Source organism: Streptomyces venezuelae, assembly GCF_008642295.1.
GTDB lineage: Bacteria > Actinomycetota > Actinomycetes > Streptomycetales > Streptomycetaceae > Streptomyces > Streptomyces venezuelae_C.
On sequence record NZ_CP029190.1, the window covers coordinates 3,313,841 to 3,328,546 of the forward strand.

At 73.2% G+C, this 14,706-nt stretch carries 12 protein-coding genes; 2 read left to right on the forward strand and 10 right to left on the reverse strand.

Features of this window, described 5'->3' with window-relative positions; all coding sequences use genetic code 11:
• Positions 1-218 precede the first annotated feature (218 nt).
• Positions 219-911 (reverse strand): metal-dependent transcriptional regulator, encoded by a 693-nt coding sequence (locus tag DEJ50_RS14435; RefSeq protein ID WP_150208432.1) that lies wholly within the window; start codon positions 909-911, stop codon positions 219-221.
• Positions 912-1,100: 189 nt separating this feature from the next.
• Between DEJ50_RS14435 and DEJ50_RS14440 the strand changes: the two genes are divergently transcribed.
• Positions 1,101-1,856 carry an SIS domain-containing protein gene (locus DEJ50_RS14440; protein WP_150208433.1) on the forward strand — a complete coding sequence of 252 codons (756 nt, stop codon included), beginning with the start codon at positions 1,101-1,103 and terminating at the stop codon, positions 1,854-1,856.
• Between the two features lie 11 nt (positions 1,857-1,867).
• On the opposite strand, the gene DEJ50_RS14445 is transcribed toward DEJ50_RS14440, so the two are convergent.
• Together DEJ50_RS14445 and pdxH are read right to left on the reverse strand one after the other, a co-directional pair.
• Positions 1,868-3,217, reverse strand: coding sequence for a PAS domain-containing protein (locus DEJ50_RS14445; RefSeq protein ID WP_150208434.1), 1,350 nt, complete (start codon positions 3,215-3,217; stop codon positions 1,868-1,870).
• 406 nt (positions 3,218-3,623) lie between these two features.
• Positions 3,624-4,247, reverse strand: a complete 624-nt coding sequence (pdxH, locus tag DEJ50_RS14450) for a pyridoxamine 5'-phosphate oxidase (RefSeq protein WP_150212131.1) — start codon at positions 4,245-4,247, stop codon at positions 3,624-3,626.
• Positions 4,248-4,485: 238 nt separating this feature from the next.
• Between pdxH and DEJ50_RS14455 the strand changes: the two genes are divergently transcribed.
• The gene (locus DEJ50_RS14455; protein WP_150208435.1) at positions 4,486-5,598 is read left to right on the forward strand and encodes a citrate synthase 2; all 1,113 of its coding nucleotides are present in this window, start codon (positions 4,486-4,488) and stop codon (positions 5,596-5,598) included.
• 71 nt (positions 5,599-5,669) lie between these two features.
• Here the strand turns inward: DEJ50_RS14455 and DEJ50_RS14460 are convergent, their stop codons facing one another.
• The 7 genes from DEJ50_RS14460 to DEJ50_RS14490 all read right to left on the reverse strand — a co-directional run bounded on the left by DEJ50_RS14460 (position 5,670) and on the right by DEJ50_RS14490 (position 14,577).
• Positions 5,670-6,269 (reverse strand): TetR/AcrR family transcriptional regulator, encoded by a 600-nt coding sequence (locus DEJ50_RS14460; RefSeq protein ID WP_150208436.1) that lies wholly within the window; start codon positions 6,267-6,269, stop codon positions 5,670-5,672.
• Positions 6,257-7,003 (reverse strand): enoyl-CoA hydratase family protein, encoded by a 747-nt coding sequence (locus DEJ50_RS14465; RefSeq protein ID WP_150208437.1) that lies wholly within the window; start codon positions 7,001-7,003, stop codon positions 6,257-6,259. Before DEJ50_RS14465 ends, DEJ50_RS14460 begins: the two co-directional genes overlap by 13 nt.
• 127 nt (positions 7,004-7,130) lie before the next feature.
• A complete protein-coding gene (locus DEJ50_RS14470; RefSeq protein WP_150208438.1) occupies positions 7,131-8,291 on the reverse strand; it encodes an acyl-CoA dehydrogenase family protein in 1,161 nt (386 codons plus the stop codon).
• The gene (locus DEJ50_RS14475) at positions 8,288-10,219 is read right to left on the reverse strand and encodes a biotin carboxylase N-terminal domain-containing protein (RefSeq protein ID WP_150208439.1); all 1,932 of its coding nucleotides are present in this window, start codon (positions 10,217-10,219) and stop codon (positions 8,288-8,290) included. Before DEJ50_RS14475 ends, DEJ50_RS14470 begins: the two co-directional genes overlap by 4 nt.
• A gap of 7 nt (positions 10,220-10,226) precedes the next feature.
• Positions 10,227-11,825 (reverse strand): acyl-CoA carboxylase subunit beta, encoded by a 1,599-nt coding sequence (locus DEJ50_RS14480; protein ID WP_150208440.1) that lies wholly within the window; start codon positions 11,823-11,825, stop codon positions 10,227-10,229.
• Entirely contained in the window at positions 11,822-13,780 is a 1,959-nt protein-coding gene (locus tag DEJ50_RS14485) for an acyclic terpene utilization AtuA family protein (protein WP_223837754.1), read from the reverse strand. Before DEJ50_RS14485 ends, DEJ50_RS14480 begins: the two co-directional genes overlap by 4 nt.
• Positions 13,777-14,577 (reverse strand): TIGR03084 family metal-binding protein, encoded by an 801-nt coding sequence (locus DEJ50_RS14490; protein WP_150208441.1) that lies wholly within the window; start codon positions 14,575-14,577, stop codon positions 13,777-13,779. Before DEJ50_RS14490 ends, DEJ50_RS14485 begins: the two co-directional genes overlap by 4 nt.
• Positions 14,578-14,706 lie beyond the last annotated feature (129 nt).

Consider the following 14,706-nt stretch of genomic DNA (forward strand, 5'->3'; position numbering starts at 1 on the left):
AAATGGCCTTCCCGCCCGCAATACCGCTCTTTCGAGTGACCTTGCTCAAGGATTGGCCGCCGCTGCCGAGGGGAGATTTCCAGCAGGGAGGCGGGCCGATCGGGGAAGACGGTCCGAGGGGATGACCCTGGGAGCTCGGGGCTCCGGGTCAGCAAAGGGGAGGACCGGTCCCGGCGCCGCAAGGCGCCGGGACCATCCCTACCCAGGGACGCCGGGGATCAGCGCTTCGCGACGAAAACGTGCGAGGCGATCTCCGCCTCCAGCTCGGCGGCCTCGCCGCCACTGCCGACCAGCACACCGCCCGGCGACTCGGTCACGCTCACCACCGCACCGGGCTGCACTCCGGCCCGCCGCAGCGTGTACATCAGCTGGGCGTCGGTCTGGATCGGCTCGCCGATCCGGCGCACCACCACGGTCTTGCCGTCCGTGCCCGGGTCCAGCTCGGCCAGGCTCACCATGCCCTCGTCGAGGAACGGGTCCGCCTCGTTCTTCTCGCCGAGCTCCTCCAGACCCGGGATCGGGTTCCCGTACGGCGATTCGGTCGGGTGGCGCAGCAGCTCCAGCACGCGCCGCTCCACCGCCTCGCTCATCACGTGCTCCCAGCGGCAGGCCTCGGCGTGCACCTGCTCCCACTCCAGGCCGATCACGTCGACGAGCAGGCACTCGGCGAGCCGGTGCTTGCGCATCACGCGGGTGGCCAGCCGGCGGCCCTCGTCGGTCAGCTCCAGGTGCCGGTCGCTGGCGACCGCCACCAGACCGTCGCGCTCCATCCGCGCCACCGTCTGGCTGACCGTCGGACCGCTCTGGTCGAGCCGTTCGGCGATACGGGCGCGCATGGGGACAACACCTTCCTCTTCCAGCTCGAGGATGGTGCGGAGATACATCTCCGTGGTATCGATCAGTCCGGACATTCGTGCCCCTCGGATATCGTGCGCTGGCCCTGCCCCCAATTCTGCCGCAGAGGGCCGACAACCGTCCCGCGTCGTCGGGGTACGAGACGGTTGTCCCGGGATTGACGCCCGTATTGACACACCCTTGGTCCAGACCGCACGGTGAGCGGCGGACACGCACGCCGCACCCACTGGAAGGGCCCTCAGCGCATGAGCGAGAGCAAGCTGGCCGGTCAGTTCTTCGATGCCGCCATCGGGCTGCTGCAGCGAGTCCGCGACGAGGAGTCCTCGAGCATCTCCCGAGCGGGGGTGGTGATCGCGGACGCCGTCGCGGCGGGCCACAAGCTCTTCGCCTTCGGCGCGGGCCACTCCTCGCTGCCCGCCCAGGACGTGGTCTACCGGGCCGGCGGGCTGGCCCTGATGAACTTCCTGGCGGTGCCCGGCACCGCCGGGGTCGATGTCATGCCGGCCACGCTGGGCAGTGCGCTGGAGCGGGTGGACGGGCTGGCCGGGGCGGTGCTGGACAGCAGCCCGGCCGCAGCGGGCGACGTCCTGGTGATCATCTCGCTGTCCGGCCGCAATGCGCTGCCGGTGGAGATGGCGATGAATGCGCGCGCCCTCGGCCTCAAGGTGATCGGCGTGACCTCGGTGGCGTACGCGACGGAGACCCGGTCGCGGCACGCGTCCGGCAGCTTCCTGAAGGACCACTGCGACATCGTCCTGGACAGCAAGATCGCGGTCGGTGACGCCGAACTCACCATGGACGGCATCGACGCGCCGTTCGCCCCCGCCTCCACGGTGGTCACCAGCGCGATCATGCAGGCGGTGATGGCGGCGGCGGCCGGCGAGCTCGCCGGCCGCGGCATCGAACCGCCCCTGCTGCGCTCGGGCAACGTCGACGGCGGCCACGAGTGGAACGGCCGCGTGATGGCGGAGTACGGCGACCGGATCTTCTTCCGTCACTAGCAGTGCTGTTGTCAGGTGCCGTGTGCCGGGTTCGCAGGGTTCACCAGGTTCGTCAGGTTCGCCAGATCGAGGTCGGCGGCCAGGCGGGCCGCGATCTCCTCGGCGTAGGCCGCATCCGCCGCGTCGAAGGCCGGGCGGGACGGCCTGCGCAGTACGGTCAGCACGCCCAGGGTCCGGCCCCGGCTGCGCAGCACCGTGCACAGGCCGTGCGCCACGTCCTCCGGCCACTGGCGGACCGCCGCCCACCGCTCCGCCGCCTGGCCCCGCGGCGCGCTGGTCCGCACCGGGCCGATCCGGTCCAGCGCCTGGAGCGCCGGGTGCCCGGGCTCGTACCGGACCGGGATCGCACCGGGGGCCGGCAGCAGCGGGACCGGTCCGGCCGTGCCGGACGGCGCCACCGCCGACCGGACGAGCCGCTCCCCCGCCGCCACGTCCACCAGCGCATGGTCCGCGAACCCGGCCAGCGCGAACTCCAGCCGGACCGCCGCCGCCTCCGCCGGGTCCTCGTACTCGCCGGCCGCCCGCCCCGCCCGGTGCAGCTGGTTCGACCGGAACCGCAGCTGTGCCGCATCCAGCCCGGCCTGCCGGGCCTCCGTGACGTCCTGGAACAGCCAGCCCACCCCGAGCGGTACCGGCTCCTCCGCGAGCGGTGAGGCCAGCCGCAGGAACCCGCACCGCCAGCACTGCCGCCGCGGCACGGACTCCCCCGCGGCCCGCAACGTCACCCACAGCTCCACCGGGGCGGGCGGCGGGCCCTCCGCCAGGACGTGCTGCAGGGCGCCCTCCAGTTCCTCCACGCCCTGGACCAGCAGCTCCCCGAGCGGCCGGCCCAGCAGCGCGGTCCGGCCGGACCCGAAGGCCCGCGCGGCGTGCGCGTTCACCACGGCCGGGCGCAGGTCCACGTCGACCAGCACCACGCCCCACGAGGCGTCGTCCATCAGCGCCTCGCTCAGCGCGATGGACCGCTCCAGGTCGATCTGCGCATGGACCTCGGAGAAGGCGCAGTACACCCCGGCCGGCCTGCCGTCCGCGCCCGGCACTCCGGCCGACTGGGTGCGCACCAGGACCCGGCCGCCGTCCTTGGTCAGCAGGGCGAACTCGTGCACCTGCCGGCCCGGCGCGTCCTGCGCGGACATCAGGGTGGTCTCCACATCGGGCGCGTCGGCGGGCCGGACCGCCCAGCCCGCGAACCCGCGCCGGCCGACGGCCTCGGCGGCCGACCAGCCCAGGATCCGCTCGGCCTCGCGGTTCCAGTGGGTGATCACCCCGTCGGCGTCGAAGGCGCACAGGGCCGCGTCCATGCCGTCCAGCAAGGCGGCGAGCAGATCGTCGGTGGTCTCACTACGTCCGGAAGCACTCACCTGGCAACCCCCTGCAGGTGTTCGCGTGTGCGGTGCGGCACGTCAGATCATTCAACTGGAACGTGACGCAGCCCACACTGCATTCCCTCCGATTCCCCGGACGAAATTCCGTTGAACCCGGCGCGGGAGGGTGCCTACAGTGGTCGCACACTGAAAGGAGGTGATCCCGGAAATGTATGGATTCCGGACGCGTGAGGTGACTGCGGGCTAGCGCTCGTCGTCGCAACGCACGCACCCCGTGCGGTGCCGGCGGAAACCGCCGGTCAATCCCAAGCAGTCACCCGACCCGCAGGCTCGCCGGTACGTCCGGCCGGCTCCTCTTACTGCAGAAGAGGACCCGAGCCTGCGGGTCGTCTGCGTGTCCCGGCCTCACGGCCTCACGGCCTCCGGCCTCGGGCCTCCGCCGTCACGGGCAGAGCCGCTCCAGCCGCCAGCCCGCCTCTTCGCGGACGTAGTGCAGCCGGTCGTGCAGCCGGTTCGCGTGGCCCTGCCAGAACTCGACCTCCTCCGGCACCACCCGGAACCCGCCCCACTCCGGCGGGACCGGCACCTGCTCGCCCTCCGGATAGCGGTCGGCCAGTTCCGCGTACCGGCGGTCCAGCTCGTCCCGGGAGGCCACCACGCGGGACTGGTCGCTGGCCCAGGCCCCCAGCTGCGAGCCGTGCGGGCGGGACCGGAAGTAGGCCGCGGTCTCGTCCCGGCCGATCCGGGTGACCGAGCCGGTCACCACCACCTGGCGGGAGATGGGGTGCCAGGGGAAGAGCAGCCCGGCGAACGGGTTCCCGGCGATCTCCCGCGCCTTGCGGGAGCCGTAATTGGTGAAGAACACGAAGCCGCGGACGTCGAACTGCTTCAGGAGCACCGTCCGGGAGCTGGGCCGGCCGTCGGCGGACGCGGTCGAGACGATCATCGCGTTCGGTTCGAAAACGTGCGCATTCACGGCATCCTGGAACCAGCGGGCGAACTGTTCCATGGGATCGGCGGCGAGGCTGTCCTCGGTCACGATCTCCGATCGGTACTGCTTGCGCATGGTGGCGGGGTCAAGGTCGTGGTCGGTCACCGGGCCATCCTGCCGCAGGCCCGCGCGCCCGGGTGTGCCGTATGTCACGCTTCCGCAGGCCAGGCGGAGCCGTCAAAATCTTGGGGCCGGTCCGCTGGTCCCCGTGCGGGTGACCAACGACCGTTCCGGGCATCAACGGGGATGACCGCGCCGGACCGCGAATCACGCCGGGAGCCGCGCGTGTTCGCACTACCTGAGGAGCCGCCTGATGTCCGACTTCGTACCCGGACTCGAAGGGGTCGTCGCGTTCGAAACGGAGATCGCCGAACCGGACAAGGAAGGCGGGTCCCTCCGCTACCGCGGTGTCGACATCGAAGACCTGGTCGGCCATGTGTCCTTCGGGAACGTGTGGGGCCTGCTGGTCGACGGCGCCTTCAACCCCGGCCTGCCGGCCGCCGAGCCGTTCCCCATCCCCGTGCACTCCGGTGACATCCGGGTCGACGTGCAGTCCGCGCTGGCCATGCTCGCCCCCGTGTGGGGTCTGAAACCGCTGCTGGACATCGACGAGCAGACCGCCCGCGACAACCTGGCGCGGGCCGCCGTGATGGCCCTGTCGTACGTCGCCCAGTCCGCCCGCGGGCAGGGCCGGCCGATGGTGCCGCAGCGGGAGATCGACAAGGCCGAGTCGGTGGTCGAGCGGTTCATGATCCGCTGGCGGGGCGAGCCGGACCCGCGGCACGTCAAGGCCGTCGACGCGTACTGGACCTCGGCCGCCGAGCACGGCATGAACGCCTCCACCTTCACGGCGCGGGTGATCGCCTCGACCGGCGCGGACGTCGCGGCGGCTCTCTCGGGGGCCGTGGGCGCCATGTCCGGCCCGCTGCACGGCGGTGCGCCGTCCCGGGTGCTCGGCATGATCGAGGAGATCGAGCGCACCGGGGACGCGGTGGCGTACGTGAAGAAGGCCCTCGACCAGGGTGAGCGGCTGATGGGCTTCGGCCACCGCGTCTACCGGGCCGAGGACCCGCGGGCCCGGGTGCTGCGCCGTACGGCGAAGGAGCTGGACGCCCCGCGCTACGAGGTGGCGGCGGCGCTGGAGAAGGCCGCGCTGGAGGAACTGCACGCCCGGCGCCCCGACCGGGTGCTGGCCACCAATGTGGAGTTCTGGGCCGCGATCATGCTGGACTTCGCGGAGGTTCCGGCGCACATGTTCACCTCCATGTTCACCTGCGCCCGTACGGCGGGCTGGTCGGCGCACATCCTGGAGCAGAAGCGCACCGGCCGCCTGGTCCGCCCCTCGGCCCGCTACATCGGCCCCGGCCGCCGGGACCCGCGCGACATCGAGGGCTACGCGGACATCGTGGGCAGCGCCGGCGCGTAAGGGCTGTCCGTTCGGCCGGCGGCCGGGTCCTGGACCCGGCCGCCGCCGTCGTCATGCGGGCCCTGTTCCGGTCAGGCGGGATCCGGGCCCAGGGCGGAGTCGACGATCCGGGACCACTGGGCGACCACGCGGCTGCGGCGGCCGGCGTCGTCCGTCAGGACATTGGCCAGGCCGAGGCCCCGGGCCAGGTCCAGCAGGCCCTGGACGGTCTCGCGCACCCCGGGCACGGACTCGTCGGCGCCCAGCAGGTCGACCGCGATGCGGTGGGTCTCGCGGCCGACGCGGGCTTCGAGTTCGGTGACGCGGGGCCGCAGCTGCTCCTCGTTGGACGCGGCCACCCACAGCTGGAGGGCGGCGCGGAACAGGGGGCCCGTGTAGAGGTCGACCAGGGCGCCGACCACGGCGGTGCGGGCGGCCGGGCCCTCCGCGAACAGGCCGCGCAGTGCCGCGGAGCGCTCCTCCGCGACGTACTCGACGGCGGCGGTGAACAGGTCCTCGCGGGTGGGGAAGTGGTGCTGGGCCGCGCCGCGGGACACCCCGGCGCGTTCGGCGACCACGGCGACGGTCGAGCCGGCCCAGCCGTGCTCGGCCAGGCAGGACACCGCGGCTTCCAGCAGGCGCTGCCGGGTGGCCCGGCTGCGGTCCTGCTTGGGGGTGGTCACAGCGCCCATGACGGGTCCCGGCCCTCGAAGCGGGCGGTGATGCCCTCGCGGGCCTCGGCTGAGCCGAAGTGGTGCGCGGACAGGGCGGTGAGGGCCTCGCCGTCCTGGCCGAGGGCGGCCCGTACGGGAGCGGTGAGCAGCCGTTTGGTCGCTGCGAGGGCCTCGGGTCCGGCCTTGCGCAGCCCGGCCAGCACCGGAGCGAGGATCTCGTCGACGTCCCTGCCGTCCCCGCCGTGCAGGGTGAGCAGGCCGATCCGGGTGGCTTCGGCGGCGTCGAAGGGCTCGGCGGTGAGGAAGTAGCGGGCGGCGGCGCGCGGGTCGAGCCGGGGCAGCAGCGGCGCGGAGATGACCGCCGGGACCACCCCGAGGTGGGTTTCGGTGAAGGCGTACGTGGAGCCGGGCCCGGCCGCGGCGATATCGCAGGCGCCGAGCAGGCCGAGGCCGCCGGCCCGGACATGGCCGGTGACGCGGGCGACCACCGGCCGGGGCAGCTCGGTGATCTCCCGGAGCAGGGCCAGGAAGTCCGCCGGATCGCAGGGGGACTTCAGGTCGGCGCCGGCGCAGAAGGTGGTGCCGGTGTGGGTGAGGACGACCGCCCGGACCGCCGGATCCGCACCGGCCTCGGCGATGGCGGTCCGGAGTGCGCCGACGAGCTCTGCGGAGAGTGCGTTCCGGTTGGCCGGGGAGTCCAGGGTGAGCGTGGTGACACCGGCCGCCTGTGCGGTGTGGACGAGTGGGGCCATGTCTCCTCCGGAGGTGTGCGGATGTGCGGGCGGGGCGGGCCCTCCCGGGGGAGGGTATGCGGGACGCCCACGGGCCCCGCATCCCCCCTCTCCCGGCCGGGGGCAGGGGGCCTGGGCGGTACAGCCGTCAGTACGACTTCGGCAGGCCCAGGGTCTGGTGCGAGACGAAGTTGAGGATCATCTCGCGGCTGACCGGCGCGATCCGGGCCACCCGGGCGGCGGTGATCAGCGAGGCCAGCCCGTACTCGCGGGTGAGGCCGTTGCCGCCCAGGGTGTGGACCGCCTGGTCCACGGCCCGTACGCAGGCCTCGGCGGCGGCGTACTTGGCCATGTTGGCGGCCTCGCCGGCGGCCATGTCCTCCCCGCTGTCGTAGAGGTGCGCGGCCTTCTGCATCATCAGCCGGGCCAGTTCCAGCTCGATGTGCGCCTGTGCCAGCGGGTGGGCGAGGGCCTGGTGGGCGCCGATGGGCTCCTTCCACACCTGGCGGGTCTTCGCGTATTCCACGGCTTTGGCGAGGGCGTAGCGGCCCATGCCGATCGCGAAGGCGGCGGTCATGATGCGTTCGGGGTTGAGGCCGGCGAACAGCTGGAGCAAGCCTGCGTCCTCGTCGCCGACCAGGGCGTCGGCCGGCAGCCGGACCTCGTCCAGGACCAGCTCGAACTGCTTCTCCGCCGCCTGGAGTTCCATGTCGATGACGGAGCGGGAGAAGCCGGGGGTGTCCCGGGGGACGATGAACAGACAGGGCTTGAGGCGCCCTGTCCTGGCGTCCTCGGTGCGGCCGACGATCAGGGTGGCATCGGCGATGTCCACGCCGGAGATGAACACCTTGCGGCCGGTGAGGACCCAGTCCTCACCGTCCCGGCGGGCCGTGGTGGTGATCCGGTGCGCATTGGAGCCGGCATCGGGCTCGGTGATGCCGAAGGCCATGGTGCGGCTGCCGTCGGCGAGTCCGGGCAGCCAGGCCTGCTTCTGCGCCTCGGTGCCGAAGCGGGAGATGACCGTGCCGCAGATGGCCGGTGAGACCACCATCATCAGCAGCGGGGAGCCGGCTGCCCCCAGTTCCTCCAGGACGATGGAGAGTTCGGCGATGCCGCCGCCTCCGCCCCCGTACTCCTCGGGCAGGTTGACCCCGAGATAGCCGAGCTTGGCGGCATCCGCCCACAGCTCGTCGGGGTGGCTGCCCTCGCGGGCGATCCGGACCAGGTAGTCGCGGCCGTAGCGCTGCCCGAGGGCGGCGACGGCGGTGCGCAGGGCGGTGTGCTCTGCGGATTCGAGGACGGGGCTCATCGGTGCGGTTCCTCCTGGACGACGGCGAGCAGGGCGCCGAATTCGACCTGTTGGCCGGTGACGGCGTGGAGCGCGGCGAGCGTGCCGGAGGCGGGCGAGACGATGCGGTGCTCCATCTTCATGGCCTCCAGCCAGAGCAGGGACTGCCCGGCGGTGACGGCGGAGCCGGGGGCCAGGCCCTCGGCGACACGGACGACGGTGCCGGGCATGGGGGCGAGCAGGGAGCCGGGGTCGGTGCGGTCCTCGGGGTCGGCGAACCGGGGAACGCGGGTGAGGGTGTGGGAGCCGAGTGCGGAATCCACATAGATCTCGGCACTGTCGGCGCCGTTGGCACTGTTGGCGCTGTTCGAATTTTGTTTCACGTGGAACACGCGCCGGATTCCGCTGACTTCGAGGGTGACGAGGGTGGGGGTGGCGGACAGGACCCGAACGTCCGGGTGGTCGACGGGGTGGTACTGCACCTCGTACTCGGTGCCGGCCTCGGTGTAGCGGCGGGTCTGGGGCTGGGAGCGGACGTTGCGCCAGGCGCCCAGGCGTGCTGCCAGGGAGGCGTCCGGGGCGGGGGCGGCCTCGGCGAGGGCGGCGGCGAGGGCGGCCACGGTGCCGTCCGGGCCGCCTTCGGTGAGGGCGGGAAGGTGGCGCTCGTAGAACCCGGTGTCGAGCTGTCCGGCGGCGAACTCCGGGTGGTGCAGGGACCGTACGAGCAGCTCGCGGTTGGTGGTGAGCCCGTGGATGCGGGCTCCGGACAGGGCGTGCGCCAGGGCGCGGACGGCCTCGGCGCGGGTGGGGGCGTGGGCGATGACCTTGGCGAGCATCGGGTCGTAGTGGATGCCGACGGTGTCCCCGTCGGCGAAGCCGGTGTCGACGCGGACCGCGCCGGGGACGTCCAGGGTGTGGAGGACGCCGGCCTGCGGACGCCAGTCCTGAGCCGGGTCCTCCGCGTACAGCCGGGCCTCGACGGCGTGGCCCTCGGGCTCCGGGGGCGTGAGCGGCAGGGCCGCGCCCTCGGCCACGCGCAGCTGGAGGGCGACCAGGTCCAGGCCGAAGACCGCCTCGGTGACGGGGTGTTCGACCTGGAGCCGGGTGTTCATCTCCAGGAAGTACGGGCGGCCGTCGGCGGTGACCAGGAACTCGACGGTACCGGCGCCCCGGTAGGACACCGCCCGGGCGGCGGCCACGGCCGCCTCGTTGAGGGTGGCGCGCAGGGATTCGGGGAGACCGGGAGCCGGAGCCTCCTCGATCACCTTCTGGTGGCGCCGCTGGAGGGAGCAGTCGCGGGTGCCCAGGGCCCATACGGTGCCATGGGAGTCGGCGAGGATCTGCACCTCGACATGGCGGCCCCGCTCGACATAGGGCTCGGCGAAGACCTCGTCGTCGCCGAAGGCCGAACGGGCCTCGGCCGCGGCGGCGTCGAGGGCCTCCTTGAGGCCGTCCAGGTCACGGACCACCCGCATACCGCGCCCGCCGCCGCCCGCGGCGGCCTTGAGCAGCAGCGGCAGGTCGGCCTGGGTGGCGGCGGCCGGGTCGACGGGGTCGAGCAGCGGGACGCCGGCGGCCCGCATCAGCTCCTTGGCCCGGGTCTTGGAGGCCATGGCCTCGATGGCCTCGGGCGGCGGTCCGATCCAGCGGAGCCCGGCGGCGAGGACCTCGCGGGCGAAGCCCGCGTTCTCGGAGAGGAACCCGTAACCGGGGTGGACGGCGTCGGCCCCGGCGGCGAGGGCGGCCTTGATGATCAGGTCGCCGCGGAGATAGGTGTCGGCGGGGGCCGAGCCGGGCAGGCGTACGGCCGCATCGGCCTCCCGGACGTGAAGGGCTGCGGCGTCCGGATCGGAGTACACGGCCACGCCCGCCACGCCCAGGGCACGGGCGGTACGGAAGATGCGGACGGCGATCTCGCCGCGATTGGCTACCAGCAGGGAACGGATCATCTGAGACTCACATCCGGAAGACGCCGAAGCCGCCACGAGTGCCCTCGACCGGGGCGTTGTGGACGGCCGACAGGCACAGGCCGAGGACGGTGCGGGTGTCGCGCGGGTCGATGACCCCGTCGTCGTACAGCCGCCCGGACAGGAACATGGGCAGCGACTCGGACTCGATCTGCTGCTCCACGAAGGCGCGCATGCCGGCGTCCGCGTCCTCGTCATACGGCTGCCCCTTGGCGGCGGCCGACTGCCGCGCCACGATCGACAGCACGCCGGCGAGCTGCTGCGGGCCCATCACGGCGGACTTGGCGCTGGGCCAGGCGAACAGGAACCGGGGATCGTAGGCCCGGCCGCACATGCCGTAGTGGCCGGCGCCGTAGGAGGCCCCGATGAGCACGGACAGGTGCGGGACGCGGGAGTTGGACACCGCATTGATCATCATCGCGCCGTGCTTGACGATGCCTCCCTGCTCGTACTCCTTGCCGACCATGTAGCCGGTGGTGTTGTGGAGGAAGAGCAGCGGGATGTCCCGCTGGTTGGCGAGCTGGATGAACTGGGCGGCCTTCTGCGACTCGGCGCTGAACAGCACGCCCTGGGCATTGGCGAGGATGCCGACGGGATAGCCGTGGAGGCCGGCCCAGCCGGTGACCAGGCTGGTGCCGTAGAGGGGCTTGAACTCGTCGAACTCGGAGCCGTCGACCAGGCGGGCGATGACCTCGCGCGGGTCGAAGGGGGTCTTCAGGTCGGCCGGCACGATGCCGAGGAGTTCCTCGGGGTCGTGGAGCGGCTCGGCGGCCGGAGCCGGGTCGGGGTGGGCCTTGCGGTGGTTGAGGCGGGCGACGATCCGGCGGGCCTGCCGGATCGCGTCCTGCTCGTCGAGGGCGTAGTGGTCGGCGAGTCCGGAGGTCCGGGCGTGCATGTCGGCTCCGCCGAGGGACTCGTCGTCGCTCTCCTCGCCGGTGGCCATCTTCACCAGGGGCGGGCCCCCGAGGAACACCTTGGACCGGTCCTTGATCATGACGGTGTGGTCGGACATGCCGGGGACGTACGCGCCTCCGGCGGTGGAATTGCCGAAGACCACGGCGATGGTGGGGATGCCGGCCGCCGACAGCCGGGTCAGGTCGCGGAAGATCGCCCCGCCCGGGATGAAGATCTCCTTCTGGGAGGGGAGATCGGCGCCACCGGACTCGACGAGGCTGATGCAGGGGAGCCGGTTGGCGAGGGCGATCTCGTTGGCCCGGAGGGCCTTCTTCAGGGTCCAGGGGTTGGAGGCGCCGCCGCGGACCGTGGGGTCGTTGGCGGTGATCAGGCATTCGGTGCCTTCGACGGTGCCGATGCCGGTGACCATGGATGCGCCGACGGGGTGGTCGCTGCCCCAGGCGGCCAGCGGGGACAGCTCCAGGAACGGGGTGTCCGGGTCGAGCAGCAGCTCGATGCGCTCGCGGGCGAGCAGTTTGCCGCGGCTGCGGTGCCGTTCGGTGTACTTGGGACCGCCGCCGGCCAGGGCCTTGGCATGCTCGGTGTCGAGTTCGGCGAGGCGGGCGAGGGCGGCCTCGCGGTGGGCCAGATAGTCGGGGTCGCGGGTGTCGACGCGTGTGCCGAGCCGGGTCACGGACCTGCCTCCGGGGTCGGGATCAGGTGGGTGGGGATGTCGAGGTGGCGGGCGCGGAGCCATTCGCCGAGGGCTTTGGCCTGGGGGTCGAAGCGGTGGGCTGCCGCCACGCCGTCGCCGAGGATCCCCTCGATGGTGAAGTTGAGGGCGCGGAGGTTGGGGAGGGCATGGCGGGTGAGGGTGAGGCCGGCCGTCTCCGGGAGGAGCCGCCGGAACTCGTCGACGGTGAGGGTGGCTTCGAGCCAGGCGTAGGCGTCGTCGGTCTCGACCCAGACCCCCAGGTTCGCGTCCCCGCCCTTGTCGCCACTCCGGGCACCCACCACCCGCCCGAGCGGGGCCCGGGTGGTGCCGGGGCGCGGACACCCCGCGGGCGCGGCCTCCGCCCCGGGCTCGCCGGGTGCCCGGGCTCCGGACCGGACGCCGTCCGGAAGTTCGGCCCCAGGCCCGTGCGACGCATCGGCGTCGGCCACGCCGACCGCCCCGGCTCCGGGCCGGACGCCGTCCGGGGCTTCGGCCCCGGACTCCGCCCCGGCCCCGCCGGCCGTCCGGGCTCCGCCCGGACCCAGGTCCGGGGCCCCGGACCGGACGGCGTCCGGGGGCTCCGGCCCCACACCCCCGGCTGGGTGGGGTGGGATGGGGAGGCGGGTGCCGGTTGGGAGGATCGCCTCGTGTCGGACCGCGGCAGGCGGGATGGTGTGTGCGGTGAAGATGCCGTACGGCTGGGGCGGGCCCGGGACCGCGGTCACGTGGAAGCCCGGGTAGCTGCCGAGCGCCAGCTCGATGGCCGCCGAGGTCAGCGGCCGGCCCACCCGCTCCGCCGACGCATCGCGGACCACCAGCCGGAGCAGCGCCGAGGCCGTCTCCTCCGTCGCCGCGTCCGCGTGGTCCGTACGGGCCAGGGTCCACTCCGCGGAGCCGACCCCCTCCAGCGTCTCCGCGAGCTGCTCCCGCACCAGCGCGGCCTTCGCCTCGATGTCCAGGCCGGTCAGCACGAACACCACCTCGTTGCGCCAGCCCCCGATCCGGGTGACGCCCACCTTCAGCGTGGGCGGCGGGGGTTCGCCCACCACCCCCTCGATGCCGACCCGGTCCGCGCCCACCTCGGACAGCCGGACCGTGTCCAGGCGGGCCGTCACGTCCGGGCCGAGGTAGCGGACGCCCTGGGTTTCGTACAGGAGTTGCGCGGTGACCGTGCCCGCCGAGACGAGTCCGCCGGTGCCCGGATGCTTGGTGATCACCGAGGAGCCGTCCGCGGCGATCTCGGCCAGCGGAAAGCCCGGCCTGCGCACATCGGTTCCCGGCCGGTCGAAGAACGCGTAGTTACCGCCGGTGGCCTGGGTTCCGCACTCCAGGACATGGCCCGCGACCACGGCCCCCGCGAGCCGGTCGTAGTCCTGCGGCCCCCAGTCGAACCACCAGGCCGCCGGCCCGGTGACCAGGGCCGCGTCCGTGACCCGGCCGGTGACCACCACCTCCGCCCCGGCCCGCAGACAGGCGGTGATGCCGGCTCCGCCCAGGTAGGCGTTGGCGGTGAGGGCGGCGCCCGCGCCCGGTTCGCCGTACGGCAGCGGCTGCGGCAGCTGCATCAGGTCGTCGCCCTCTACATGGGCCACCGCCACCGGAATCCCCGCCTTGGCGGCGAGTTCGCGGACCGCGTCCGCCAGCCCGGCCGGGTTGAGGCCGCCGGCGTTGGTCACGATCCGTACGCCCTTCTCGTGCGCGAGCCCGAGGAAGTCCTCCAGCTGGCGCAGGAAGGTTTTGGCGTACCCGGCTCCGGGGTCCTTCAGCCGGTCCCGGCCCAGGATCAGCATGGTGAGCTCGGCCAGGTAGTCGCCGGTGAGCACGTCCAGCGGGCCGCCGGTGAGCATCTCGCGCATCGCGGACAGCCGGTCGCCGTAGAAGCCGGACGCGTTGCCGATGCGCAGCGGACGGCGGGGAGCCGCAGCGCCCGTCACCGGGACTCCTCCGCCGGCCCGCGGCCCGCTCCGGCCGGGCCGGCGAAGGCCTGGGCGATATCCAGCCAGCGGTCCGCGTCGGGCCCCTGCGCCTCGACGGCGGCATCGGAGCGGTGCACCCGCTGGGTCACCAGCAGGCAGAAGTCCAGCGCCGGACCGGTGACGCGCTGCGCGGCGTCCGCCGGGCCGTACGTCCAGACCTCCGCGCCGTCCGGGGCGGTCAGTTCGACCCGGAACTCCTCGGCGGGCACCGGCAGTCCCCGCACCGCGTACGCATAGTCGCGGGCCCGCACCCCGATCCGGGCCACATGCCGCAGCCGGGCCGTCGGGACCCGTCGTACGCCGAGCGCGTCGGCGATGTCCTGGCCGTGCGCCCAGGTCTCCATCAGCCGGGCACTGGCCATCGAGGCGGCCTTCATGGGCGGCCCGTACCAGGGGAACCGGGCGTCCGGCGCGGCCTCGGCGAGGGCCGTGTCCAGGGCCGTACGGCCGGCCCGCCAGCCGGCCAGCAGCTCGGCGGGCGCCAGCCGGGCGCCTTCGGCCGCACCCTCGTCGACAAAACGGTCCGGGGCCGCGAGGGCGGCCTGGGCCATCCGGCCGAAGGCCTCGGCATCGGTCAGCGCGAGCAGCGCCGCCCGGTCGGTCCACGCGAGGTGGGCGATCTGGTGGGCGATGGTCCAGCCGGGTGCCGGGGTGGGCAGGGACCAGGACTTCTCGTCGAGCCCTGCCACCAGCAGGTCGAGTTCCCGGCCCTCCTCGCGCAGATCGGACCGGACGGCAACGGACGGGTCGAGCACGGTGCGCTCCCCTCGGGGACGACGGCGTGAGGGGAAGACTGGCAGGGCCCGGAAGAACAATCAAGCATGCTTGCATGATTTTTTGCCACGGCCGTCGTGGGGCCAACGAAGGTATGGGGCAAGGCTGTT